Origin of the sequence: Rhodopseudomonas sp., assembly GCF_013377015.1 — a bacterium.
Taxonomy (GTDB): Bacteria; Pseudomonadota; Alphaproteobacteria; order Rhizobiales; family Xanthobacteraceae; genus JARJEH01.
On the sequence record NZ_JACABA010000001.1, the window covers coordinates 522,980 to 547,483 of the forward strand.

General features: G+C 63.2%; 29 protein-coding genes. 7 read left to right on the forward strand and 22 right to left on the reverse strand.

Annotation, left to right across the window (positions count from 1 at the left end; all coding sequences use genetic code 11):
* Window positions 1-42: 42 nt before the first annotated feature.
* The 7 genes from HXX15_RS02515 to HXX15_RS02545 all read right to left on the reverse strand — a co-directional run bounded on the left by HXX15_RS02515 (window position 43) and on the right by HXX15_RS02545 (window position 8,020).
* Window positions 43-744 (reverse strand): F0F1 ATP synthase subunit A, encoded by a 702-nt coding sequence (locus HXX15_RS02515; RefSeq protein WP_296512296.1) that lies wholly within the window; start codon window positions 742-744, stop codon window positions 43-45.
* On the reverse strand, window positions 734-1,042 hold the full coding sequence (locus tag HXX15_RS02520) for an ATP synthase subunit I (protein WP_296512298.1): 309 nt from the start codon (window positions 1,040-1,042) through the stop codon (window positions 734-736). The genes HXX15_RS02515 and HXX15_RS02520 overlap by 11 nt, the downstream gene beginning before the upstream one ends.
* On the reverse strand, window positions 1,035-1,373 hold the full coding sequence (locus tag HXX15_RS02525; protein WP_296512301.1) for an AtpZ/AtpI family protein: 339 nt from the start codon (window positions 1,371-1,373) through the stop codon (window positions 1,035-1,037). The genes HXX15_RS02520 and HXX15_RS02525 overlap by 8 nt, the downstream gene beginning before the upstream one ends.
* Entirely contained in the window at window positions 1,366-1,770 is a 405-nt protein-coding gene (locus HXX15_RS02530; protein ID WP_296512304.1) for a F0F1 ATP synthase subunit epsilon, read from the reverse strand. The genes HXX15_RS02525 and HXX15_RS02530 overlap by 8 nt, the downstream gene beginning before the upstream one ends.
* Entirely contained in the window at window positions 1,745-3,217 is a 1,473-nt protein-coding gene (atpD, locus tag HXX15_RS02535) for a F0F1 ATP synthase subunit beta (protein WP_296512307.1), read from the reverse strand. Before atpD ends, HXX15_RS02530 begins: the two co-directional genes overlap by 26 nt.
* A gap of 121 nt (window positions 3,218-3,338) precedes the next feature.
* Window positions 3,339-6,797, reverse strand: coding sequence for a YhaN family protein (locus HXX15_RS02540; RefSeq protein WP_296512310.1), 3,459 nt, complete (start codon window positions 6,795-6,797; stop codon window positions 3,339-3,341).
* Complete coding sequence (locus tag HXX15_RS02545; RefSeq protein WP_296512313.1) at window positions 6,794-8,020, reverse strand: DNA repair exonuclease; 1,227 nt, start codon at window positions 8,018-8,020, stop codon at window positions 6,794-6,796. Before HXX15_RS02545 ends, HXX15_RS02540 begins: the two co-directional genes overlap by 4 nt.
* 114 nt (window positions 8,021-8,134) lie before the next feature.
* On the opposite strand from HXX15_RS02545, the gene HXX15_RS02550 reads away from it, so the two are divergent.
* Entirely contained in the window at window positions 8,135-8,473 is a 339-nt protein-coding gene (locus tag HXX15_RS02550; protein WP_296512317.1) for a hypothetical protein, read from the forward strand.
* A gap of 453 nt (window positions 8,474-8,926) precedes the next feature.
* Here the strand turns inward: HXX15_RS02550 and gfa are convergent, their stop codons facing one another.
* The 4 genes from gfa to xoxF5 all read right to left on the reverse strand — a co-directional run bounded on the left by gfa (window position 8,927) and on the right by xoxF5 (window position 13,097).
* On the reverse strand, window positions 8,927-9,490 hold the full coding sequence (gfa, locus tag HXX15_RS02555) for an S-(hydroxymethyl)glutathione synthase (protein ID WP_296512320.1): 564 nt from the start codon (window positions 9,488-9,490) through the stop codon (window positions 8,927-8,929).
* 34 nt (window positions 9,491-9,524) lie between these two features.
* Complete coding sequence (locus HXX15_RS02560) at window positions 9,525-10,634, reverse strand: S-(hydroxymethyl)glutathione dehydrogenase/class III alcohol dehydrogenase (RefSeq protein WP_296512322.1); 1,110 nt, start codon at window positions 10,632-10,634, stop codon at window positions 9,525-9,527.
* 53 nt (window positions 10,635-10,687) lie between these two features.
* Complete coding sequence (locus HXX15_RS02565; RefSeq protein ID WP_296514780.1) at window positions 10,688-11,170, reverse strand: c-type cytochrome, methanol metabolism-related; 483 nt, start codon at window positions 11,168-11,170, stop codon at window positions 10,688-10,690.
* Between the two features lie 121 nt (window positions 11,171-11,291).
* Entirely contained in the window at window positions 11,292-13,097 is a 1,806-nt protein-coding gene (gene xoxF5, locus HXX15_RS02570; protein WP_296512324.1) for a lanthanide-dependent methanol dehydrogenase XoxF5, read from the reverse strand.
* Window positions 13,098-13,481: 384 nt separating this feature from the next.
* On the opposite strand from xoxF5, the gene HXX15_RS02575 reads away from it, so the two are divergent.
* Both HXX15_RS02575 and HXX15_RS02580 read left to right on the forward strand, forming a co-directional pair.
* Window positions 13,482-14,450 carry a helix-turn-helix domain-containing protein gene (locus tag HXX15_RS02575; RefSeq protein ID WP_296512326.1) on the forward strand — a complete coding sequence of 323 codons (969 nt, stop codon included), beginning with the start codon at window positions 13,482-13,484 and terminating at the stop codon, window positions 14,448-14,450.
* Window positions 14,451-14,638: 188 nt separating this feature from the next.
* On the forward strand, window positions 14,639-15,031 hold the full coding sequence (locus HXX15_RS02580) for a hypothetical protein (RefSeq protein ID WP_296512327.1): 393 nt from the start codon (window positions 14,639-14,641) through the stop codon (window positions 15,029-15,031).
* A 35-nt stretch (window positions 15,032-15,066) separates the two neighbouring features.
* On the opposite strand, the gene HXX15_RS02585 is transcribed toward HXX15_RS02580, so the two are convergent.
* The 3 genes from HXX15_RS02585 to HXX15_RS02595 form a co-directional block, all read right to left on the reverse strand.
* A complete protein-coding gene (locus tag HXX15_RS02585) occupies window positions 15,067-15,618 on the reverse strand; it encodes a hypothetical protein (protein ID WP_296512329.1) in 552 nt (183 codons plus the stop codon).
* 64 nt (window positions 15,619-15,682) lie between these two features.
* The gene (locus HXX15_RS02590; protein WP_296512332.1) at window positions 15,683-16,315 is read right to left on the reverse strand and encodes a hypothetical protein; all 633 of its coding nucleotides are present in this window, start codon (window positions 16,313-16,315) and stop codon (window positions 15,683-15,685) included.
* Window positions 16,312-17,082 carry a MotA/TolQ/ExbB proton channel family protein gene (locus HXX15_RS02595; protein WP_296512334.1) on the reverse strand — a complete coding sequence of 257 codons (771 nt, stop codon included), beginning with the start codon at window positions 17,080-17,082 and terminating at the stop codon, window positions 16,312-16,314. The genes HXX15_RS02590 and HXX15_RS02595 overlap by 4 nt, the downstream gene beginning before the upstream one ends.
* Window positions 17,083-17,410: 328 nt before the next feature.
* Here HXX15_RS02595 and pqqA point away from each other — a divergent pair, with 328 nt between their 5' ends.
* Entirely contained in the window at window positions 17,411-17,491 is an 81-nt protein-coding gene (pqqA, locus tag HXX15_RS02600) for a pyrroloquinoline quinone precursor peptide PqqA (RefSeq protein ID WP_296514783.1), read from the forward strand.
* Between the two features lie 93 nt (window positions 17,492-17,584).
* On the opposite strand, the gene HXX15_RS02605 is transcribed toward pqqA, so the two are convergent.
* A complete protein-coding gene (locus HXX15_RS02605; protein WP_296512336.1) occupies window positions 17,585-17,893 on the reverse strand; it encodes an EthD family reductase in 309 nt (102 codons plus the stop codon).
* A gap of 180 nt (window positions 17,894-18,073) precedes the next feature.
* A complete protein-coding gene (locus HXX15_RS02610; RefSeq protein ID WP_296512338.1) occupies window positions 18,074-18,379 on the reverse strand; it encodes a hypothetical protein in 306 nt (101 codons plus the stop codon).
* On the opposite strand from HXX15_RS02610, the gene HXX15_RS02615 reads away from it, so the two are divergent.
* The gene (locus tag HXX15_RS02615; RefSeq protein ID WP_296512340.1) at window positions 18,380-18,928 is read left to right on the forward strand and encodes a hypothetical protein; all 549 of its coding nucleotides are present in this window, start codon (window positions 18,380-18,382) and stop codon (window positions 18,926-18,928) included.
* A gap of 113 nt (window positions 18,929-19,041) precedes the next feature.
* On the forward strand, window positions 19,042-19,278 hold the full coding sequence (locus HXX15_RS02620; protein WP_296512343.1) for a hypothetical protein: 237 nt from the start codon (window positions 19,042-19,044) through the stop codon (window positions 19,276-19,278).
* A 28-nt stretch (window positions 19,279-19,306) separates the two neighbouring features.
* On the opposite strand, the gene HXX15_RS02625 is transcribed toward HXX15_RS02620, so the two are convergent.
* Genes HXX15_RS02625 through HXX15_RS02640 form a run of 4 tightly spaced genes read right to left on the reverse strand, consistent with a single transcriptional unit; the run spans window position 19,307 to window position 22,120 of the window.
* The gene (locus tag HXX15_RS02625; protein ID WP_296512345.1) at window positions 19,307-19,660 is read right to left on the reverse strand and encodes a hypothetical protein; all 354 of its coding nucleotides are present in this window, start codon (window positions 19,658-19,660) and stop codon (window positions 19,307-19,309) included.
* 46 nt (window positions 19,661-19,706) lie between these two features.
* Window positions 19,707-20,417 carry an ABC transporter ATP-binding protein gene (locus HXX15_RS02630; RefSeq protein WP_296512347.1) on the reverse strand — a complete coding sequence of 237 codons (711 nt, stop codon included), beginning with the start codon at window positions 20,415-20,417 and terminating at the stop codon, window positions 19,707-19,709.
* Window positions 20,407-21,144: an ABC transporter permease subunit gene (locus HXX15_RS02635; RefSeq protein ID WP_296512350.1), complete on the reverse strand. Its 738-nt coding sequence runs from the start codon at window positions 21,142-21,144 to the stop codon at window positions 20,407-20,409. Before HXX15_RS02635 ends, HXX15_RS02630 begins: the two co-directional genes overlap by 11 nt.
* Window position 21,145: 1 nt before the next feature.
* Entirely contained in the window at window positions 21,146-22,120 is a 975-nt protein-coding gene (locus HXX15_RS02640) for an ABC transporter substrate-binding protein (RefSeq protein WP_296512353.1), read from the reverse strand.
* A gap of 85 nt (window positions 22,121-22,205) precedes the next feature.
* Here HXX15_RS02640 and HXX15_RS02645 point away from each other — a divergent pair, with 85 nt between their 5' ends.
* Window positions 22,206-22,565, forward strand: coding sequence for a hypothetical protein (locus HXX15_RS02645; protein ID WP_296512355.1), 360 nt, complete (start codon window positions 22,206-22,208; stop codon window positions 22,563-22,565).
* Between the two features lie 40 nt (window positions 22,566-22,605).
* On the opposite strand, the gene HXX15_RS02650 is transcribed toward HXX15_RS02645, so the two are convergent.
* Together HXX15_RS02650 and HXX15_RS02655 are read right to left on the reverse strand one after the other, a co-directional pair.
* Complete coding sequence (locus HXX15_RS02650) at window positions 22,606-23,436, reverse strand: quinoprotein dehydrogenase-associated SoxYZ-like carrier (RefSeq protein ID WP_296512357.1); 831 nt, start codon at window positions 23,434-23,436, stop codon at window positions 22,606-22,608.
* 58 nt (window positions 23,437-23,494) lie between these two features.
* Window positions 23,495-24,418 carry a quinoprotein relay system zinc metallohydrolase 2 gene (locus tag HXX15_RS02655; protein WP_296514785.1) on the reverse strand — a complete coding sequence of 308 codons (924 nt, stop codon included), beginning with the start codon at window positions 24,416-24,418 and terminating at the stop codon, window positions 23,495-23,497.
* Window positions 24,419-24,504: the final 86 nt, after the last annotated feature.

Consider the following 24,504-nt stretch of genomic DNA (forward strand, 5'->3'; position numbering starts at 1 on the left):
CCATAATGTCTACTCTTGTTGTCGTCATTCATGCGTTGGCGTTCATTTGGTGGCGTCCAGCGCCGGTTCGGCTTTGGATTTGCGGCCGCTTGTGGCGGCCGCGATATAGACCGCGGCGAGGATGCTGAATATGTAGGCCTGCACCATGCCGGTGAGCAGGCCGAGCGCGCTCATCACGATCGGGAACAAAAACGGCGTGATAGTCAGCAGGATGGCGATGATCATCGCCCCGCTCATCATGTTGCCGAACAGCCGGACCGCCAGCGCCAAGGTACGCGACAATTCGCTGATGATGTTGAAAGGCAACATGATGAACGTCGGCTCAACGTAGGATTTGAGATAGCCGCGCAGCCCCTGCTGTTCGATGCCGAAATACGGCACCGCGATCAGTACGGACAGCGCCAGCGCGGCGGTGGTCGACAGCGATCCGGTCGGCGGCTCATAGCCAGGAATGACGGTGCACAGCGTCGCCAGGGCGACAAACAGGAACAGCGTGCCGAGAAAGCCGATATAGGTCCGGGGCTCCGCCAACCCGACATCCTCGATCTGCTTCTCGATGCCGGTGACGATGATCTCCAGCAGGTTCTGCCAGCGCGAGCGTTGCAGATCCATCGACAGACGGCGGGTCACGAGCTTGGATCCGACCGCAAGAACCGCCATCAAGGCCCAGGTGAACACGATGGTGCCGTTGAGTTTGATGAACCCGGACTGCCAAAAGATGATGTCGTCGGGACTAAGGCGCATAGCTGGTCTCGGATCTGGGCGCGGCGCGGCGGTCGGGCTGGGTCAACCATTGCACGGCGAAGCGCGCCAGCACGAAGCCAACGAGGCAGAGTAGCCAACGTTCCCAGCGCTCGCCCCCGACAACAAGAAATCCGGTCAAGGCGATCGCCATGCGCAGCAACATGCTGCCAAAGAACCATAGCGCCGGCCGCGGCGACGAAATGCCCCGTCGCACCGTCCACCACAAACCGCCGAAGAACATCGCGCCGAGCAGCAAGCCCGCCGCGAAGGCGGGCGCAAGATCCATGAATTCAGTCACCGCCATTCTCCTGTTCGTCCTGGACCGCCTTGGCTTCCTTCGCCACCCAATGCCAGGCATTGAAGCAGCCGATGCACAGCCCGGCGACCAGCAACGCCAGGGTCCAGCCATGTTTGCCGGGATAGTGCTGGTCGAGCCAGATCCCGAGCGCCGCGCCGAGCAGGGTCGGAACCGCGACCGACCAGCCGATCAGCCCCATCATCCCGAGCCCGAACCAGACGCCCTGCTCGGCGTGACGCCGTGCTTTCAGCTTGCGCGCCGCCTTGGCGCCGACTTCCTCGCCCAGCGTCGATTTCGGCTTCACCGGCGTGGTCTCGGACTCTTCACTCATGGTGCATCCTCGCCATTCGCCGCACCAGATCGCTTTCCATTTTCGCCAGCACCGCGCGAACGTCTTGTTCGTGCGCGTCGAGCGTCAGGAAGTCACGCTCGACCGCCGCGCGCAACTGGCCGAGATCAGCGCCGCCCTGCGCGCGGCGGACCGACACCAGGACCTCGGCGCCGGTCTTGACCAGCACGCCTTCGTCCACCGCAACAAACATCTCGCCGTCCGATTGCGTCTCGTAGGTCAAGATCCCCGGCGCCAAGGCGGCGACGCAGTCCAGCCGTTGCGGCAACAACCCGAACGAGCCCTCGCGAGTCTCCGCGACGATCCGCAGCACGCCGGCCTTTTCGGCGAACACCTGGAACGGCAACAGGATCTTAAGATGCATCGGCGTCGACGGCATCTGCAACCTCCGGCTGGGGTTTCGCCGTGGCGGCCGGCCTGGCGGAGGTCGCGGGCTTTGCCTTGGCCTTTGCCTCGTCGATCGCCCCGATCATATAGAGCGCGCTTTCCGGGTAGCTCTTGAATTCATCGTTCAGAATGCGCTCGCAGCCATCTAGCGCATCCTTCAAGCTCACCAGCTTCCCTGTCAGCCCGGTGAATTGCTCGGTGGTGAAGAACGGCTGGGTCAGAAAGCGCTCCAGCCGGCGGGCGCGGTCCACCACGTTGCGGTCCTCCGGCGACAATTGCTCCAGACCGAGCATGGCGATGATGTCCTTCAGCTCGGCATATTGCGCCAGCGTGCGACGGATCTCCTGCGCCAGGCGATAGTGTCGCTCGCCGACGATGCCCGGAGTCGCCATCTTGGAGCTGGATTGCAACGGATCGATCGCCGGAAACAGCCCTTCGCTGGCGCGGTCGCGCGACAGCACGATCGAGGCGGACAGATGCGAAAAGGTATGCACCGCCGCCGGATCGGTGAAGTCGTCGGCCGGTACATAGACTGCCTGGATCGAGGTGATCGCGCCGGTGTCGGTGTTGGCGATGCGCTCTTCCAGCCCCGATAGTTCGGTACCCATGGTCGGCTGATAGCCGAGCCGCGACGGCATCTGTCCCATCAGGCCGGAGACTTCCATCCCGGCCTGGATGAAGCGGAAGATGTTGTCGACCAGCAGCAGCACGTCGCGATGCTCGTCGTCGCGGAAGTACTCGGCCATGGTCAGCGCCGCATGGCCGACCCGAAAGCGCGCGCCGGGCGGCTCGTTCATCTGTCCGAACACCATCACCATGTTCGGCAGCACGCCCGCCTCCTTCATCGCGTCGTAGAGCTCCTGCCCTTCACGACAGCGCTCGCCGATGCCGCAGAAAATGCTGACCCCCTCATGATGACCGACCATGTTGTGGATCATTTCGGTCAACAGCACGGTCTTGCCGACGCCCGCCCCGCCGAACAGGCCGGCCTTGCCGCCACGCTCCAGTGGCACCAGCACGTCGATCGCCTTGATGCCGGTCTCGAAGATTTCGGACTTGGTAGAACGCCGCGCCAGCGACGGCGGCGCGCGATGCACCGAACGCCACTGCACGTCGGACGGGGCCGGCTCGCGATCAATGGCGTTGCCGAACACATCGAACATCCGCGACAGCACCGCATTGCCGACCGGCGCCTGCAACGGTCCGCCGCTGTCCTCCACTGCCGAGCCGCGCGCCAGACCCTGCGTCGGGGTCAGCGCGATCCCGCGCACGTGCCGCGCGTCCAGCTGCGCCAACACCTCGATCACGATCGCCTTGTCGGCGCCGGCACGCAGCACCGAGTAAATCGGCGGCAAGTGCCGATCGAATCGGACATCCACCACGCTGCCGCGCACCGAAACCACAAGGCCGACGTTGGTTGGGCTGGTGCTGTATGCCATGTCTGCTCCGGTCAGCCCCAGCCTCGCTTTGCGCTGGGTCTGGTCCTCAACATAGGTATCCTTTGTGTCGTTGCGCTGGCAACGGCCCAAGAATTCGGAGGACCGGCGCCGACCGCGGTCCTCACAGCTCAATCAGATCGATCGCGTGGCCCTGCACCGACTTCGCCAGCTCGACGACATGCCGATGATGCGTGAATAGTACGATCTGGTGCCGGCGGCCGGCGTCGGCCAGCAGCCGCAGCGTGGCCAGCGTGCGATTGTCGTCGAAGCTGGTCAGCAGGTCGTCGCCGATGAACGGCATCGGTTCGGAGCTGCGGCGTTCCAGCAGCGCCAGCCGCAGCGCCAGAAACAACTGATCGCGCGTGCCTTCGCTGAGACCCGCGACCGGCAAACGGTCGCCGTCGCCGCGCTGCGCCACCAGCACAGGCTGATCGTCGTCGCCATAGGCGATGCCGAGGCCGCTGAAGGCGTCGCCGGTTGCCATTGCGAACAGCGCGCTGGCGCGTGCGATCAGCGGATCCTGCACCATCGCGCGATGGCGCTCGATCGCCCGGGCGGCGAGCCGCGACGCCGCCGCGCGCAGCAGCCAGCGCTCGGCGATCGACAGCAGCTCGGCACCGGCATCGGCGCGTTCCGCGGCCTGAGCCGCCGCGTCACGACCCTTCACCAACGTGTTGAATTCGCCCTGCGCCTGATGATGGAGCGCGGAAGCCTCGGCGATATCCTTGAGCAATTGCGCCTGTGCAAGCGTTTGCCGATCGATGTCGCCGGGCAGCCGGTCGAGATCGAGCCCATCGCGCTCCTGCCGCAGCGCGGCTTCGTCGCGGCCGTCGGCGATTGCGTACAGATCGCGGCGGAGGCCGGCCCGATCGGTCTCGTAACGATGCCGCGCGCTGGTGCGCTCGAGCGGCTCCGCCAGTTCCGCGATTCCAGCCACCCCAAGAACGCGGCAGGCGTCGTCCAGCACCGCCTCAGTTGCGGCGCGTTTCGCCACCAGCGCGTCGCGGCTGGCGGCGCGCTTGACGGCGGCCTCGCGCAGCCGCCGGCAGGTCTCGCTGTCGCGACGCGCGGCCGCCAGTTGCTCCGCAAGCCGCGCCACCGCATCTTGCGCCGACTGACTTCGGAGTTGTGGCGCCACCCGATCGACTACGGCGAAAACGTCGCGATCGAACGCGATCAGGTCGGATTCGATGGTCGCCACCCGGTGACCCTCGCCTTCGAAGCTCGCCTTCGGCACCGCCACCGTATGCCACACCGAAAGCGCCGCCTCGGCCTGAACCGACGTCGCTTCGCCCGACAGGCCGATCCCGGTCATCGCCGCGGGCCAGGCTTCGTGCGCGCGGTCGAGCGTGGCTTGCGCGATTTCGCGTGCCGACGTTGCCTCGGTCAGGTCGCGCTCGATGCGCTTTTCGGCCACCGATCGCGCCTTGGCCTCGGCCCAGGCCGCCTGCAATTCCTCGAACCGCGCTTTGGCCTCGCGAAACAGCAGGTCCGGCGCCAGGCTGCGATCGGGCACGCGGCCGGTGCTATCAAGGAACGAGAGCACCGCGGCCTTGCCGGAGTCCAGGTTTGCCGCCAACGCATCAATGCCGGCCTGCTCGGCGTCGCGCCTGCCGAGCCGCGCCAGAATATCGTCGAACCGTTCGCGCCAGCGCAGCATCTCCGCCGGGCCACGCGGCGTCAGGCCCGACGCGGCCCAGGTGTTTCTCCACGCGATGTCAACCTCGGCAAGCCTGGCCTGCAATCCGGCGAGCTTGGCGGCGATGCGATCGCGTTCGTCCCGATAGGCCGCGAGGCGCTGCCGCGCGTCGTCATGGCGGGTGGCGCGCTCGGTATCAGTCAGCAGCAGGTCGGTGACGCGATCGATCGCCTGCGACGACCGCACCACCTCGTCGAAACGCCGCACACGCATCCCGGGATCGCCATCCAGGGCCACGCGCAATCCATTGAGCTGCTCATCACGTTCGCGGCGCGCGCGGGACAGGTCCGCGCGGCTCGGCACAATTCCGTCGCTGGACAGCCGCGCCAACTCGGCCTCGGTGGCAACGATGGCCTCATCCTGTGTGGCGACCGCCTCGGCGAGCCGCGTTGCGTCGGCGTCGCTGAGTTCCGTGGCGTGCGCGAATTTCGCGATCGCCGTATGATCCGGCAGCGGTAACGCTCGCAGCTGGTCCAGTGCGCCCGGCGAAGGGTCGAGCGACGCCGCAGCGGCCGCCAGTGCGCTCGTCTCGACGGCGAGCGCCGTGCTGTCGCGGCGCAGCCGGTCCGCCTGCGCCGGAATGTCGCCCAGCGCATCGAAGCGCTGCCGCAGCTGCTCGATATCGACCACCGCAACCGCATGACTCTCTTCGGCCGCGAACGCGTCATGTTCCTGCTGTGCGCGCGCCTGACGCGCCTCGGCCTCGGCGATCGCCTGCCCGGCGCGCTTCGTTAGCTCGATCAGTTCGCGCGCCTGCGCCTGCGCTGGGTCGGTCGGCCGCCGCGCCAGCAATTGCGCGTGCGACGACAGCCCGAGCCGATGCGCGGCGGCGTCAAGCGCGCCCTCGGCCAGATCGCGGGCCTGGCGGCGGCGCGGCAAATCCTCCAGCGCCTTGCGCACGGCGCCGAGCCGCTCGCGCAGCGCATCGATCGCCGAGCCTTGCGACAGCAGCGTCTCATCGACCGCCATCGCGGCGATATCGGCGGCATCGGCGGCGGCCGCCGCGTCGAGCGCGGCGATGTCGCGCGCGAGCCCGGCATCGGCGTCAAGCGCGGCGCGCCATTCCGCCAGCGCGTGCGCCGGCACCTCTGGCAGATCGGCAAGCGTGGCCAGTTCGGCGCCGATGCCCTCGAGCCGCGCCAGATGCGAGCGCACCCGCAGCGTCCGCTGCCACAACGCCAGCGTCACGCCGGCGTCCCGATGCGCATCGCTGAGCTGATCGAGCTGCTGTCGCGCCTCTTCAACCGCCGTCTCTGCCTGCGCAATCGCCTCGCGGGTAACGATGGCGTCGCGCAGCGCGCGGTCGGCGTCGTCGCGGCGCTCGAGCGCCACATAAAACGGCTTGCCGGCGGATTTGCGCGGCGTGAACAATTCGTCGGCCTCGTCCTGCAGCCGCTGCCTGGTCCGCGACAATGCCGCCATGCCGGCCGAACTCGCCGCCAGCGTCTCTGCTAGCCGGCCGCCGGCGGTGAGCAGTTCGTGGCCGCCCTCGCGCAGCGCCTGCGCGGTCAGACCGAATTCGCGGCTGAAGGCGTCGCGCGACAACCCGGCCAACAGCGGCGCCAGCAGGTCGTCCGGCAATGGCTGGTCGTCGGCATCGACCAGGGTGTTCTTGTTGCCCTTGCGACGCCGCGCGGTAACGACGCGGCCGTCGGAATGGCGGAAGCTGCCGCCGATTCGCAGAATCTTGGTGTCATGCCGGAAATCATATTCGGTGCGGCCGCCGAAGCCGAACAGCAGGTCGCCGATCGCCGCCAATGCCGAAGTCTTGCCTGCTTCGTTGGCGCCGAGCACGATATGCAGCGCGGCGTCGGGCGCGAAGGCCAATGCCTTGTCCGTAAACAGGCCGTAGCGCTCGAACACGAGTCGCTCGATCCTCACGACAGGTCTCCGGCGAGCAGCGCGCGTGCGTCATCGGCCAACGTGGTCAGGACATCGGATCGTGCGAATTCGTCGTGCAGGTCTTTCGGCATCTTGGCCTTGATCGCTTCGGTGAGTTCGGCAAGTACCGCAGCGAAGTCCGGATCGCTGGCCGCCTCCGCCACCAAGCGATCGACATCGAGCGCATCGGCTGCCGCCAAAGCAGCGAGCGGCCGCGGCGGCAGAGTGGTCTTCACCTTGAGCTGTTCGACCCAGCAATCGGCTGACAACTGAAAGCCGCTGGCGCGGACGTCGTCCTGCAACGCCTCGCGCCGGGCGACCAGATGATTGTGCAGCGGCGTCACGCCAACCAGCGTCACCCGTGCGGCCAGCGGCCGGCCCTCGCTGGCCGCCTGGGCCTCGGCCAACGCGGCCCCGATCAGTACCACCACCTCGGCCTCGTCGACGACGCCGGCGACATCGACCGACAGCTGCGTCCAGCGCGCGCCGTCCAGTGCCAGCGGCGTCACCTCGACGATGCGGCCGTCGTCCACCGTCACCCGCATCGCACCCTTGGCGCCGGTCTCGCGCACGCTGCGGCCCTGCAGATTGCCGGGATAGACGATCCACGGATCGCGGCTGACGATCTCGGCGGCGTGGACGTGACCGAGCGCCCAGTAATCATAGCCGAACCGCTTCAGATCCTCGATGCTGCACGGCGCGTAGCCCTCGTGGCCGCGCGTTCCGTCGAGCGAGGTGTGCAGCACCCCGATATTGAGCCAGCCGTCGCGGCGCTTGGGATAGCTCTCGACGAATTCGGCGGTGAGCCGATGCGGAAAGCTGCGGCCATGCAGCGCAACCTGATGGGCATCGAGCGTGTGGGTTTCCGCCTTGCTGGAGCGAAACACCGTCACCGTCTCGGGATAGGGCAGTTCGCGCGACATCACGCTCGCCGCGTCGTGATTGCCCTTGACTATAAATACTGGAATACCCGCGCGGTGCAGCGCACTGATGGCGCGAACGAAGAACAATCCGGTGGTGACGTCCTTCCAGTCGCCGTCGAAAATGTCGCCGGCAATGATCAGGAACGCCGCTTTGTTGGCGATGGTTTCAGCGATCAACGCTTCCACCGCGCGCCGGCCCGCCTGCGCGAAGCGCTCGGCCACGGCCTTATCCTTCAGGCCCAGCCCGGAGAGCGGGCTGTCTATGTGAAGATCGGCGGCGTGGATGAAAGAGAAGCGCATGAGATCCGGGCTGGCGTTGCGATCCGCCATCCAGATTTGGCATGGCCCGCATCACGCGTGTGTCTCGCGACGAGTCCTCTTATAAGTAGAAGCTTCGCTCGCGATCAAGGCCGCATGCTGACGCCAACCGACGGCAACTCTCGCCCGTTTGCGACGACCGCTGGCCAGATATTGATGCGACAGGCTTTGTGCGGCCCCGAAATCGGGGAAAGTCGCGACGCCGAAGCTGCTTCGTCAACAGTGCTCCAAATGAAAGGCGGCCGGCGCTCCGAGGGCGCTTCTGCTCGGCGGATTGATCCACTCAACTTTGTAGTTGGCAGGCATTCCGGAGCCTCGTCCAGCCAATCGGCCTCCACCTTGAAGCCAGGTCGAGAACTCGCCGATATCACCAAATCGGAATTCGAGCGCATCCGGCCGGCGCCGACAAGAGCGCCCGTTATTGAAATTTTATGATTACAATCAGATATTTGCAGAATTTTTGGTAACGGGAGACGGACTCTAACCCCAGCCCCCAGGATCATGATGTCGGTGTTCCAAGGTCAAACGGTTTCCGCCAGTCGAAATTAGCCACTTTTGCGGCATTTTGCCCCTAAGATCCATCCTGACGCAACTCTCCCCTCGCCAAGAACGGCAGTCTGGTTGTGCGCAAGGTTGTACGGACCGAGCGGAAAGAGACCATGGCCATCGAGCGTTGCGACATCGACCAGGCAATAGTCACCAAGGCGCTCGACGCCGCCGATGCCGGTCGCGAAGGAACCGCAGCGACGACTTTTTTCTTCCAAATCAAAAGGACCCGTTGTCCCGTCCTGGGTCGTGACGAATTGATATTGTACTGTGCGATGGCAACGGTAATCGCGGCCTGCTGGCGGAGTCGGCCACCGCCAGCAGGCGGAGCGCTGTTGCGGATCAGGCGGCCTTGGATTTCGCCACATGGGTGGCGATCGCATCCATCAAGGCCGGCGACAGACAGTCGTAGGGCTCGAGGCCGAGTTCCTTCAGACGAGACCTGATGCCGCCCATATCGGCCGGTTTGACCCCGGACTCGATCACCGACGAAACGAACGCCGCGAAACCCGGCGCTTCCGAGCCGGCCTCCTGGAACAATTCGGGGTGGATGAAGTCGAGGCCATAGAACGGGTGTGCCTTGTTCTCGATGCGGCCGTACATGTGCGTGCCGCAGACCTTGCAGGCATGTCGCTGGATTGCCGCCGATGCATCGACAATCTGCAGTTTGTCACCGTTTTCAGTCACCGAGAGATTTTCGCGCGGCACGACGGCAACCACCGAAAAAGTTGCGCCATCGGGCTTCCAGCATTTCGTGCAGCCGCAAGCGTGATTATGGGCAACGTCGCCCTTGATGGCGACCTTGACCGGCTTGTCCTTGCACTTGCAGACTAGGGTCCCGCCAGCAAAGCTGCCGGAGCCCTTCTTGACGCCGCTGTCGACCGATGGGTGGATATGAACAGTCATGGGCCTCTCCTCCGATTGTGGGACGTTTTTGATTTCAGAACACGACGACCGACCGGATCGATAGGCCCTCGTGCATCAGATCGAACCCCTTGTTGATCTCCTCGAGCTTGAGGACGTGAGTGATCATCGGATCGATCTCGATCTTGCCGTTCATGTACCAGTCGACGATCTTCGGCACGTCGGTGCGGCCGCGCGCGCCGCCGAACGCGGTGCCTTTCCAGACCCGCCCGGTCACCAGTTGGAACGGGCGCGTGGAGATTTCCTTGCCGGATTCCGCGACTCCGATCACCACCGAGACGCCCCAGCCGCGATGGCAGGCTTCCAGCGCCTGGCGCATCACCGTGGTGTTGCCGGTGCAATCGAAGGTGTAGTCGGCGCCGCCGTCGGTGAGCTGAACCAGGTGCTGGACGATGTCGCCGTCGACCTTCGTCGGATTGACGAAATGCGTCATGCCGAAGCGGCGGCCCCACTCTTCTTTGCCGTCGTTGATGTCGACGCCGATGATCTTGTCGGCCCCGACCATTCGGGCGCCCTGGATCACGTTGAGCCCGATGCCGCCGAGACCGAACACCACGACGTTGGCGCCAGGCGTTACCTTGGCGGTGTTGACCACGGCGCCGACGCCGGTGGTGACGCCGCAGCCGATGTAGCAGCTCTTGTCGAATGGCGCGTCGTTGCGAATCTTCGCCACCGCGATTTCCGGCAGCACGGTGAAGTTCGAAAACGTCGAGCAGCCCATGTAGTGGTAGATCGGCTGGCCCTTGTAGCTGAAGCGGCTGGTGCCGTCCGGCATCACTCCCTTGCCCTGGGTGGCGCGAATAGCGGTGCAGAGATTGGTTTTCTGGCTGAGGCAGCTTTTGCACTGCCGGCATTCCGGGGTGTAAAGCGGGATCACATGGTCGCCCGGCTTCACCGAGGTGACACCCGGTCCGACCTCGCGAACGATACCGGCGCCTTCGTGGCCGAGAATCGAGGGGAAGATCCCCTCGCTGTCGAAGCCGTCCAGCGTATAGGCGTCGGTGTGGCAGATGCCGGTGGCCTTGATTTCGACCAGCACCTCTCCCTGCTTTGGTCCTTCGAGATCGACCTCGACGATCTCGAGTGGCTTCTTGGCCTCGAACGCAACTGCGGCACGGCTCTTCATTCTGGCACCCTTGTCGATCTAAGACTGCAACGTATCACGGCACCCGCGCGACCTCATTCGGGTTTCCCCATGCAGGCGTTTTCGGCCTGAGTAAAGGCCTCGGGTTTGTCTTCGTGTTTGCCGGGGCGTGTTCGCCCCACCGCGTCGTTGGCGCGGGCGCGGAGATAGATGTAGATATCGTCGATGTAGCAGACGACGTTGGTATTGTCGCCGAAGGACGGCATGACGTTCTCTTGAGACGAGGTGACATTCTTGCGACCGCTGGCGACGACGCCAAGGAAGTCGCCGTAGCTCATCGTCTTGAGCGAGTCCTTCAGTGAGGGTGCATAGGTCGAGCCCATCCCGTCAGGGCCGTGGCAGACGTGGCATTCCGAGTGATAGCGTCGGTAGCCCGAATAGGTGTACCAATCGACGGTGCCATCGGCCGAGACCTTGTAGGTCGGAGTACCTTCCCTGTCGAGGTACTTGCCGTCGACGGACTTGCCCGGCGTTGAATCGGCAGCGGGTTCGGCGAAGGCAAGCTGCCCGGATGCCACGATCAAGATCGCAGCACACACATAACGGAATTTCTGCAAGAGCGTTTCCTCGAGATTTTTTCAGTGACGAACGGACCGGCGCATGGAGCGGTTCCATGCGCCGGAACGTGGCCCAATCAGGTCACTGCGGCAGGGCGAAGACCGTGAGGCTTCCGCCGAGCGAGGTGTAGTTGCTCAGTGCGGCGTAACCACCGACGGCGCCGAGGCCGGCGGTCGGATCGGTGAGGCCGGCGGCAAGACCGATACCGGCCCAACCGCCGACGCCGGACAGCACCGCGACATATTGCCGTCCGCCGTTCTCATAAGTCGTGACGTTGCCGATGATGCCGGACGGCGTCTTGAACTTGTAAAGTTCCTTGCCCGACTTGGCATCGACCGCCTTGAGGTAGCCTTCGAGCGTTCCGTAGAACACCACACCGCCAGCGGTGGCGAGCGCCCCCGACCAGACCGAGAACTGTTCCTTGTTGGACCAGACGATCTTTCCGGTCTTGCCGTCCCAAGCAACGAAGTTGCCCATGTGGGTTTCACCCGCGGGCGGATACATCGACAGCGTCGCCCCGACATAGGGCTGGCCGGCGGTATAGCTCACCTTGAAGGGTTCGTAGTCCATGCAGACGTGGTTGGTCGGAACGTAGAACAGTTGCGTATCCGGCGAATAGGCCGCGGGCTGCTCGTCCTTGGTGCCGAGCGCGGCCGGGCAAACTCCCTTGACGTTGTGATCTTCGCCGCCCTTGTCGGTCGAGTACTGCTCGACGACCTTCGGACGGCCATAGTTCGGAGAGTTCTTGTCCATATCGACGCCGCTGGTCCAGTTGACCTTGGGATCGTACTTCTCGGCCACCAGCAATTCGCCGGTGGCGCGATCGAGCGTGTAGCCGATGCCGTTGCGGTCGAAATGAGTCAGCAGCTTGCGATCGGCACCATTGATATTCTGATTGCTCAGGATCATTTCGTTGACGCCGTCATAGTCCCATTCGTCATGGGGCGTCATCTGATAGACCCATTTGGCAACGCCGGTATCCGGGTTGCGCGCCCAAATGGTCATCGACCATTTATTGTCGCCCGGTCGCTGCTTCGGATTCCAGGTCGAAGGATTGCCGGAGCCGTAATAGACCAGGTTCAGCTCCGGATCGTAGGAGATCCAGCCCCAGGTGGCGCCGCCGCCGATCTTCCATTGATCGCCCTGCCAGGTCTTCAGGCTGGAATCCTTGCCGATCGGTTTGCCGAGCGCGGTGGTCTTCTCGGGATCGACCAGGATCTGGTCGTCCGGTCCTTCCGAAAAGCCGCGCCAGGCCAATTTGCCGGTCTTGATGTCATAGGCGGTCATATGGGCTTGCACGCCGAACTCGCCGCCGGAGATGCCGACCAGCACCTTGTCCTTGACCACCAGCGGTGCCGAGGTGCCGGTGGCGCCCTTGCCGGGATCCCCGTTCTTCACCGACCATGCGACCTTGCCGGTCTTGGCGTCGAGCGCAACCAGCGTGGTGTCGGCTTGATGCAGGAAGATTTTGCCGTCGCCATAGGCCACGCCGCGGTTAACTGTGTCGCAGCACATCACCGGGATGACGTTCGGATCCTGCTTGGGCTCGTACTTCCAGACGATCTTGTTCTCGTCGGACAGGTCAAGAGCATAGACCTTGTTTGGAAACGGCGTGTGGACGTACATCATGTTGCCGATGATCAGCGGCCCGCCTTCGTGGCCGCGCAGCACGCCGGTCGAGAACGTCCAGGCGACCTGCAGCTTGCCGACGTTGGCCGCGGTGATCTGGTTGAGCTTCGAGTAGCGCGTACTGGCGTAATCGCCTGCCGGAATCACCCAATCTTTCGGGTTCTGCGACATCTTGGTTAGTTCTTCATTGGCATAGGAAGCGCCGGTGGCGAACGACGCCATAGCGGCAAGACAGGTAGCAGATAGCACCTTGCGCATAATGGTCTCCTCCCAGTTATACAATTTGGGTTACGCCGAGACGGCCCAACTTTGCGTTCTTGTTCGTAGCCAACCGTAGCGCGTTCGATCGTTGCAAGCTTGCCCAAGAGCGAACGGCGCTTGCTCTACAGCGAAACCCGATCAACTTTGTGACTTCCGACGAAATTTCGCCGAATGCGCCACGTTGCAGTGCAGCGCAGACAGATAGGCTCAACTTGAGGTTCCGCTTGACGAAGCGAAAACTAAGTCGGAGGATTATCCAGTGGCGCCAGGGGACCTTGCGCAGCCCACGGACTATTCTAAATAATTAGTAATCGCTTTCCACGTGACTGAGGCCGTCCTGCGGCAGCAGTCATGTCCTGATCTCGAATCGGTGGCTGGATAATGGCTGATACAGTCGGCTCACTCAGCACTTGCGGATTGGCGCCGAGGAAACAGATTCAGTGTTGGACCGAAGCACTGGAGGATCTGTGCGGCCACTTCGACATCGATCCGTTGCAGGCGTCCTCGCTTGAGGCGCGGATCAACTACGCTACCGTCTCCCGCCTGAAGCTCTGCCGGATTGAGGTGAGCCAGCATCGGGTAGCACACACCGTCTCCCGGGCAAGGTTGACTGACCATCCCTACATCAAGATCCTGTTTCAGACCCACGGAATTTCCTATTTCGAGCAGGACGGACGCCACATCGACCTGATGCCCGGAGATTGTCTGGCCTATGATGTGTCGTCACCGCATACCATCGTCAGTCCGTCGCTGACGCGGCACGACGTCGTCATCGCGCCGAAGGAACTGTTGCGGGAACGCGGCTTCCGCTCGGCAAGGATGTCGGCCTGCAAGCTTTCGGCGCGCGCCGGCACCGGCCGGATCGCGCATGATTTCGTCCGTGCCACGCTCGACGAGGCGACCAAATTGTCGCCCGGCAGCGCGATCGGCGTTGCCGACTCGCTGATTGATCTGCTGCTGTTGCCGCTCCGCGACGCTGACATGATGTTCGACCGCGTCGGTCCGGAGGCGATGTATGTGCGCGCCCAGGGTTTCATTCGCGAGCATTTGCGCGACCCGGACCTCTGTATCGATCAGATCTCAATGGCGCTCGGCTGCACCAAACGTTATTTGCACATGCTGTTCAGCGACAGGGGAATGACCGTCAGCGACTATATCTGGCAGGCAAGGTTGCAGAACTGCCGCCAGGAGTTGGAGACCCAGCCCGGCAAGACAGTCACCGATGTTGCATTCTCGTGGGGCTTTTCGAGCTCGTCACATTTCAGCCGGATGTTCCGCAAGTATTTCGGGATTGTTCCATCATCCATCCATAAGGCACTGCAGAGCAGCCAGGCCACGAACGCGTCCTGACCGCCGTGCGCTCGCTTTGCGCAACCGCGACACGAGCCACTCGCATCCCGGTGTACCGGTGCAGGGCATTGCCGCCCACGTGTTGACTTCGCAAGCGCCTGCCTGTGGTCGCGACTGCCCCTGTCACCGGCACCGCGGCATGATCATTGCTTTGACTATCTCGCCCTGGTCACGAAGGAGCGAGGTGGATGAAGCAGGTCATGCTTTTTCTCTGTGTTTTCGGCTGTTTAGCGGGGGGCGCGACGGCGCGCGATCTCGGTCAATGGGGTGCCGTGGATCCTGGCATTCGGCAATGGTACGAAGCCTTGATGCAGCCGGACGTTCCGAATGCCTCGTGTTGCGGCGAAGCCGACGCCTACTGGGCTGACGAGATCCATGTCAGGGATGGCAAGGCCTACGCAACCATCACCGACGACCGGCCCGACGAACCGCTTGGCCGGCCCCACATCGACGTTGGCTCGGAAATCGAAATCCCGAACAACAAACTGAAATGGGACAGGTCGAATCCCACCGGCCACGGCATCGTCTTCCTGAGCCGCAACGGTTACGTCTTCTGCTACGTCCAGCCCGGCGGGGCCTGATTGGCGGAGAATGTTGCGACGGCGCTTTCGTCAGTTCAGGGCAAGTCTTTGGCGGGGAGAATTGGCGCCGGCAACGGGGCGAACTCGATGCTCCCGGATTCCCCCGTCAGAAACGCCAGGTCGAGCGGACCTCCGCTCGCTGGATCGCCGCCCGGCGCCGCCGCGGGGCGAAGGGTTGCGACATTGGACGGACCGTCGGGCGCGGATATCCCGTCGCCTCTGCCGAAATCGGCGGCGCGGCCGCCTTGCGGATGGCCTTTCAGGATTTCGTCGCGGGCGGCTTCCACCTTGCCGGCCAGCGCCGCAGAATAGGGCAGCCGATAGGCCCGGGGCTGTCCGCTCGGCAGGTTGCTTGCATCGAGTGCCTCGACCCAGACATGCACCGCGCCTGGGTCACGATCAAGCGGATTGGGATCGACAACCCGCCCCCAAAGTAACTGGAACTGAGGCGGTAATGGCGTCGGCGATGACCAGCCGGACAGGCCTTCGATGCGGAAATACGCCAGGCAATAGAAGCCGCTGGTCACGACGACCGCGGCGACCTTGAGCGGCCACGGAACGCGAGCCCGCAAGGCGACGACCAGCAACAGCGCCGCCAGCAGCACATACGCAATCGACAGTCCGAGAATTTCCCGCTGCAATTCCATAGCGTCAGCCCGCGTTGCGGCGCGGATTGCGCAGCGTCTGCAGCAACGACTTCTCGTGACTGTTGACATCGATAATGGCGCCGCTGTCGTTAATCGAAAACCGCACCGCCGTGCGTTCGGTGCCGGCTCGCTCCAGCATCATGGTGTCGTAGTGAACCACCTGAACCGTGGGGTTGAGCTTTTCGACTTTCACCGAGACCGGTACGGGTTCGCGGCCCATTGCGACAAAATGATAGACGTTGACGGTGTACTCGCCGGCGACGATGCCCCGGATGCTGACGATTTCCTGGCGGATCGGCGATAGAACCTTGTGTCCGTTGACCAGAATGAAATCGTTTGCGCCGCCGCGGTCGTCGCGATCGAGAACCATGAAACCGGCTTCGCGCCGGCGATACCAAACCATGTTCCCGAGCGGGTCCTGGACAAACATGTCGAAGTCGTCCGGATGCTGGTCGGGCCATGTCATGGTCACGAGGAATTCGGCCTTGCTGTCGATCTTGCCATCCTTGGCGTCAGGCGCGATGGCGAGCAGCGCGATGAAAAACAGGAACGCGAGCACCTGGAGTGCCTTGAACAGCATGACCGCGAACGGATCAAACGGCTCATCGCGCGGCATGAGGTCAAATTCGTCGATCATTCCGCCGCCCCGGGCTGGGCTTCCAGGATCGAAACGACCCGAACCTCGGTCAGGGCGACCGCATAGGCAAACAGCTTCGCGGTCGCATCGTCGAGCATGTAGTATTGAATCTTGATGAGGATCGATCCGACCAGCCCGGCCAGAGTCGTGTACATCGCGACCGCCATGCCGTCGCTCATCAGGTTCATCGAGGATCGGATGGCGCCGCGGTCACCGGGGTCGAGCCCGGCGATCGGCGCCAGCATCATGATGAAGCCGATGATGGTGCCGAGCAGACCGAGCTTCATCAGCGTGTCGCTGGCGAAGCTGCCGAACTGATTGGAGCCGCGCAGCCGGCCGGCAAGTCCGCGCAGCAGCAGGGTCTGGTCGAGACGTCGCGGGCCCTGCAAGCGCGCCTTGACTGCAAGATCGTGGATATGCGAGGCGACCAGGCCGGGCGGAAGTTTGCCTGCCCCCCCGACCACGATCGCGTCGCCATCGACGCCAAGGCTGCCGGATCCGGCTTCGATCAGTTTGCCGCCGCGGCGAGCGGCCGTGGCCTCGCGCGAGATCATGATCGTCCGCCACAGGCAATGCATTGATGCTGCAGCGTAAAGCAGCCCGATCAGCGAAGACAGATAGGTTCGATCGCTCGCCACCATCTGGCGGATCAGTCCGAAGCGCCACAGCAGGACGAAAGCGAAAGTACAGAGACCGGTGAAGACCAGCCATCGCAAGAGCGGCCCGCGGTCGCCGAAAGAATCTGGGGTCGCGTTCGTTTTTGGCATTTTCACACCTGACCCGAAGCTGGATCGCCGCGCAAAGCATCCGCCGCAGGCAGACAAATTATGCAGCCGAATTTTCGGGATAGCCACGATTTCATTGAGAAGCTGCGCGGAAACTACACGCCGGCATCGGAAGGCACTGTGGCGATTGTAGAAATAGGCCACGTCACGCGGACGAAGTGAGCTCGTTTCCGAGGTTGTTAGTCCGGCCGAACTACAAAAGTGACTACGTAGTGCAGCGCACAACACGATGCGAGCACTTGCGTTATGGCCGGGCCAGCCCTAGCCTTAAAGTGGCGCGACGTCGCGCAAAACCCCTTAGGAGACCCGAATGACCTGGAAAACTCCGAAGATTGTCGAAGTGTCGGTGGGCATGGAAATCAACATGTACGCCTGCGCTGCGCGTAAATAGCGAGCATCGAGACGATCTGTCCGGCTCCGGCAGCATCGCTGCCGGGACCGGGCAGGTTTTCCGCTTTATGGCTTCATATCGAATGCAAAGCGGTCAAATTTCCTTCGTATCGAACAAATAGAGCTCCGCACCGCCATCGGCAAAATTGGCAAGATCCCCTGCTGCGGCGGCCCCTTCTGGCGACGCCAGTCCGGCCTTGAGGGCGTCGAGCGAGTCAAAATCCAGCGTGGCGACAAGATGAAGTGCGCTCGGTCCGGCAGGGGTTCCGACTGGGCCTGTGCTGATTTCGTATTTCTTCAGACCGGGAATTTTCTTGGCCAGCGGAATATGGACCGATGCGTAGTGCTTGTCGAAAGCGTCAGCACTGTTAGGCTTCTTGTACAATACGAGAAGTTTCGCCATTCGATGTTTCCTCCGGAATCCATTGTTGTTGCAGGCAAGCCTGATCCGGTATTGCAGCCGATCCGACCCCGGGGATCAAGTGTTGCGATTCCTCGCCGCCGATTCTCGTGTTAGGCTGCGTTCTCGCTTAGCGGTGCGTCAATTCACCCCAATGGCTCTCGAATGTGAATGCCAATCAACTCAAGAACCTTCGGGGCGGCAATTGCGTGCTTGTTCGCGCTGGTTCCGGTCGATGTGCGCGGTGAAGACATCGATACGGAGCATCTGTTCGGATTCATGATCGGCGCCGATGTCGGCAACCTCGGCGAGCGCGAATTCCAGAGCCAGACCACCGGGCGACTCGGCAAGGCCGGTGGAACCTATCGCGCCCTCGGCCAGGAATTCGAACTCGAGTTCGTGCCCGCCCGGAATTTTCGAATTGAGGTGGGAGCCGCTCTTGCGGCGCACGATATCGGTGGCGTGCCTGGTCTCGAGGATCGCCGCCAATTGTCCTTGCAGGGGGCGTCGATCGACCTGCGCTACAGGTTTCTCGATCGGGAGGCGGCTCCGTTCGGCTTGACCTTCGCATTGCAGAACCATGCCGACCGGGTCGATGAGACCACGGCTGATTTGGTTCGAAGCTACGGCACGGAATTCACGCTGGCGTTCGATCGGGAGTTGGTTCCAAACGTCGTTATTGCAGCCCTCAATCTGATCTATCAGCCGGAATGGACGCGTTTTGTCGGCACCGGCTTGACCGAACGGGATTCCACGGCGGGCGCTGCGTTCGGAGTGATGGCGCAGATCTATCCGGGCGTGCTGCTGGGCGGCGAAGCGCGCTATCTGCGGCGATATGACGGGATTGGTTTGGACGATCTCGCAGGCCAGGCTTTGTTCATCGGCCCTACCGCATATTTCCAGTTGTCGAAACTGTCGCGGCTGACCGCAAGCTGGAGCAGTCAGGCGTGGGGCCGGCCGGCCGGATCGAGTGCCGGCCTCGATCTGGTCAATTTCGAACGGCATCAGGCCCGGCTGGTGTTCGGGGTCAATTTCTAGGCCGGAACCGCCACCGGACTGGGCGTGCTGTCACGCGGTATTGAAACCGAGGCCCGCCGTTTTCGTAGCTGTGTTGTGCTATCCATTCAGCGACTGAGCCGAGGACGGAAGGCATGAATCCGATAAACCTGATAGTGACAGTGTGTGCGGTGCTGTCGCCAGCCACCTGCGAAGAGACGGTCTTGGTTTTCGACTGGAATGGGTCGCTGAGGCAATGCGTGATGGGCGCGCAGCCCTACATCGCCCAGTGGGTCGGCGAACATCCGAAATGGAATGCGGTGAAGTGGCGCTGCGAATATCCGCACAGGAATGACAAGGCTGACGGCGCCGCCGCGACGTCTGCGGGCTAACCGCGACTGACCGAACCGAGCGCAGCGGCTATTTGTTGCAGTCCGTGAGGTCCTTGTCTGCAATCGAAAACACCGCGTCGGCCTTGATCTCGATACCCCGCACCAGACACTGCTTCGCGCCCGCGTAGCTGACCTTGGCATCGTAGCGACCGGGTTCGACGCCGGTGATGCGCAGCCGTTCGTCGTGGTCGACCTCCTTGTCCTTGTCGTTCAGGGTCTGGTTCGGCCCCCAGTCGTTCTTGCCGGCGGGAGACAGCTGAAAGCCGGAAATCGTCGCGGTGGTCAGGTTCCACAGCCGGATGCCCTTGCCTTTGCCTTGCGCCATCAGCGGGTTCGGCGCGACGAGCAGGACGGCGATGATGATTAACAGAGCGCGCGGCATGGTGACCTCCCGAAATATTGGTTACGTCCTCAGGGCAGAAGACAGCTCATACGTTTACAACATTCAACCGCGCCAGGTCGGCCTTGATCCTGTTCAAGTCAGCTTCGCTGCGTGCAGCCCGTGGCGTCAGAATCGGGACTGTCGCAAGGATCTGAGCGGGCCGCGGCGATAGAAAGAACAACCGATCGCCGAGCCGGACGGCGTCGTCGATGTCGTGGGTCACCAGCATGGTCGTCACCGAGCGATTGTCCACCAGCGCGGCGATCTGGTCACGCAGATTAGCGGCAAGGGTGGCATCAAGCGACGCTAGCGGCTCGTCGAGAATGAGGATGTCGGGCTCGACCGCGAAGGCGCGGGCGAGCGCGACGCGGCGGGCGAGGCCGAGCGACAATTCGTGCGGGAAATGATTGCGGTGCCCGTTCAATTCCAGCGCGGCAAACAGCTGGGAGAGCCTCGCAGCGCCTGCCTGCGGCGCGGCGAGCCGGACATTGTCCTCGACTGACCGCCACGGCAACAGCCGCGGCTCCTGGAACACCATGCCGATCCGCGCATCGGCCGGGCGGGAGACCTGGCCCTGAAAGTCGTGGTCGAGGCCGGTCAGAATTCGCAGCATGGTGCTCTTGCCACAGCCCGAAGGGCCGATGAAGACGCCGACTTCTCCGGTCGCCAGCACAAAGTTGATGCCGGACAGCACGTCGGTGCGTTCGCCTGCCGCGTTGATGAACGTCTTGCGCGCGATATCGACGTCAAGCCGCATGGGGGCGCCACCGAAATAGCCGGGCTTCGAGCGGCTGCACCAGCACGGTTTCGATGACGAGGACCACTGCGGCGAAGGTCAGCGAATAGGCGAGCAAGAGCGGGATATCGAACAGCTGGAACGCCACGCCGATCTCGAAGCCGACGCCATTGGGACGTCCGAGCAATTCCGCAACCAGCACGATCTTCCAGACCAGCGACAAGCCCGAGCGCGCGGCGGCCGCGATATAGGGCGCCAACTGCGGCAGGATAACGTGCCGAAACGCTCTGCTGCGGGGCACCGCAAAGATGGCCGCCATTTCCTCGAGCGCAGGATCGAGTGCCCGCGTTCCCTCCCGCAGGGTGACGACGGCGGTCGGAAGCTTGTTGATCGCAATCGCCGCGATCGCGGCGGCCTCGGTCAATCCGGCCCAGATGTAGGCCAGCACGATGACGACGAGCGCCGGCAGGTTGAGCAGCAGGATCAGCCAGGGATCGCCGAGCCGGTCGGCCAGCCGGACCCGGCCCATCAGGTAACCGATCGCGGCGCCCAACGTCATCGCCAGCGTGAAGGCGAGAGCTACCCGCGCCAGGGTCACGCCGAGATTGAAGAACAGTGCGCCGGATCTGGCTTCGGCTACCGCCGCGGCGAGCACGGCGGGAGGAGCCGGCAGTTTCGCGTCGCCGACAACCAGTGAGGCGATCCACCAGCTGGCGAGGAACACGACGAATGACAGCAGTCGCAGCACCTCAGTCTCCCGGGATCGCGTGATAGAATGTGCCGGGTTCGAGATCCGGCACCGGCCCGACCAGTTCGCGCCCGCCGATTGCGGCCAGCACCCGATAGATCACCCGCGCGTCGGTTTCTTCGTCGGCGATCGGTCGGCGCGGAATTCCTTCGCGATAGCGTTCGCGGTAGGCCCGCAGCGTCGCTGCGTCGGCGCCCCCCGTAAGTGGCCCGATGGTGTCCCACTCTGCGTCGGACGCCGCCAAGATCTCCTTTGCCTTGCGGGTGACGGCGATGAAACGCGCGACTACGTCGGGCTTTGCGCTCGCCCATGCTTCATCGAAGACGTAGCCGATCATCGCGATGCGGCCTTTGGCTCCCAGTCCGGGCAGCAGGTTCTCGATGCCGGCGACGCGGCGGAAGCCCTTGGCTTCCAGCGCAGCGGAAAAATTCCAGTAGTTGACCGCCGCATCCATTTCGCCGCCGAGCATCTTTGCCGCCAGCAGCGGCGGCGCGCCGTACACGATGGTCGCCTCCGACTTCAGGTCGATGCCGTCCTGTTTCAGCCGGGCTTGTAGCAGCAGCCAGTTTTTGTCGAGCGGGCCGCCGGCAACAGCGAGGCTGCGGCCCTTCAGATCGGCCAGGCTCCGGATCGGAGACCGTTCCGGAACCATCACCGCGCCGAGTGCGTTCGAATAGGGATAGAATGTCAGCTTGGCACCGAGCCCGCGTTCGCGAGAGACCCACAGCCAATCGGATACGATGATATCGGCGTTGCCGGCGCGTAGCGCGATCTTGCCCGCCTCGGGACTGGCGAGTTCGAGAGTCTGAATCGAGAGATCAGCCTGCCTGTCAAGGCCGTGCGCGCGGATCACCGCCAGCTCCCAGGCGAACGTTCCGGTCTTCTGCACCGCAACCCGCACCGTCTCTGCGCTGCAGCATGCGACCGGCACCGTCGTCAAGATCGCCACAGCCAGCGCTCGACCAAGGAGTTTCATGGTCACCTGATCCGTTTTCTTGATCGTTTCCTTTTCTGCATGTTGGTCATAGCATAACTTCCACGCGGTGCGGCGGAGTGAACACATGGCATTTGACAGATCGAGACGGCTTATTGTCTCCGTGCTGGCAGCGGTGTCGGCGACAGTTAGCAGCGCACCCGCGCAGGAGGTCAACGACTATCCGACGTCGGCGCGGGCGGAGTATGTCTTCGGCTGCCTGAAAGCCAATGGCGAGACCCGCCAGGCGATCGAACAATGCTCGTGTTCGATCGACGTCGTCGCGTCGCTGGTGCCGTTCGAACGGTATGTCACTGCCGAAACCGTCCTGAGCTTATCGCAGGTCCGGGGCAATTTGGGCGGACAGTTCCGCACCTCCGAACAGGCCACCAACGCACTCAACGATCTCAGGCGCGCCCAGGCAGAAGCGGAAGTCCGATGCTTCTAGCGCCGTCCCGCTTCGAGAGGATCAGGTGAATTGTATCGCATCAGATGCCGGAGTCGTCGATTTTCCATTCGTGTTGGAACAAATGGCCTTCGGTGTCCTTGGCCTCTGCCCGGAACCGCTTCGCGCCATTCGAAACGTAGGTGAATCGAATATTGGGGTCTTCCGAAATCGAAATGCCGCCTTCCACCGCCAGCACCAGGCTGTCGTCTTGCCACAGCCGCAATTCGTTGACGAAGAAGGCCGGAATATAGAGTTGCGTGACCTGATCCATCTGCAGGCCTGAATTGTTGGGATGTCCGATCATGATCTGCGCCTCGCGGAAGCCGCTGACAGGACCCTGACCGGGCTTCGCGAATTGCCGGTATCGCATCTGGCCCAGTCTGTTCTTGGCTTCGTCGGCGTTCTTGGCGGCCGGGGCGGAGCATCCGCCGGACGCCTTGACGTAGGTCTTGGTCATATAGAGCTTGCCGTCGCTCAGTTCGGCCACGGCGTGAACGTCGGTGTAGTTGTTGACGCGCACCCGAGTGGAGATTTCCGAAACCCGCGCCTCCGGCCCCAATTCGAACTTCGCCGCCATCGGTGCGGGATTCTGATCGATCACCAGGGTGATCCTCAGCACGCGGCGGCTGTCGTCGAGCGGAAGCAGCGTGCGCAGGGTGACCGGAACGATCGCCGCATCTTCGGCGCGGTAGGGCATCTCGATAGCGATCACGCCGGCGCCGTCGTTCATCGGGCGGTTTTCGAAGATGTCCTGGGCGAGAAGGGGCCACGGGTCGTATGCATCGGGTCCCGCAGCCTGTACGAGGGTCGCCCCGGTGATGCCGCTCAGAACGCCGGCGACGCAAAGTAAGCGAAAATGCAATCCGAACATGGTCGCGCCCTCCGCAGGGTGGAAGTACCAATGAAGTCAACATACGGCATCGAGATCGCTATTCCCATTCAATTTCCGAAAATGCTGCAGTTGCGTTCCGCGCATTGAAGTCGTCGAACAGCTGCCAATGCGACCGCTCGGTCGCTGCGGCGGTGTCGGCAGCGGCCCTGATCTGTTCGCCGCGGCCGATTAGTGCGCGAATATCCGAGGCCAGCGTTTCGAGATAGCGGCGTTCATCGGCGAGTCCCGCCGGCCAGCCGCTCACGGGACCGTGACCAGGAACCACGCGGAGTGCGGGGACGGCACTGAGTTCGCCGATCGCGCTAAGCCAGCCATGAAGATTACCGTCCAGCACCGGCGTGTGGTCCAGAAACACAAGATCGCCCGCGAACAGTGTTCCGGTTTTCTCGTCGAGGACGGTGAGATCGTTGTCGCTGTGCGCGGCTGGCCAAGCTCGCAAGGCCAGGCTGCGCGAGCCGAGATCGAGCTTCAGCGAGCCATCGACCAGCAGTGTCGGCGGTACCAGCCGCACCTCGTCGATCAGCTCATCGCCCATGGTCCGGCGAAATGCATCGATATAGAACGGTCCGTGCGTGGCGAGGGCGCGCGGCAGGTTTCGATGACCGACAAACGTGATTCCGTCATTCGAGAAGGCTGCGTTGCCGAAAACGTGATCGGGATGGCCGTGGGTGTTGATGACGTATCGGATCGGCTTGGCGGTCCGGGCACGGATGGCCGCAAGTAATTGCCGTCCCTCACGAACGCTGCCGCCGGTGTCGACCACCGCGACCGCGTTGTCGCCGATGATGAATCCGACATTGGCAATTGCGCCGTCGTTCTGGCGCGTCATCAGTTCGGTCACGCCGTGATGCACGAACAGACCGGGAGCGATCTCGGTGACGGACAACTCCGGTTGCTGCGCCAACGAAATTGTCGAGGCACCGAGTATAGCGAGCGCAGCAAGTAGCGCGCGATGAACCATACGTCGACCTCCCTGTTTCCTCGAAGCAATGCCGAGCACCACGCATTGAGTGATCGGGACTTGTTTGCGTTGCAGCACGTGCAGCA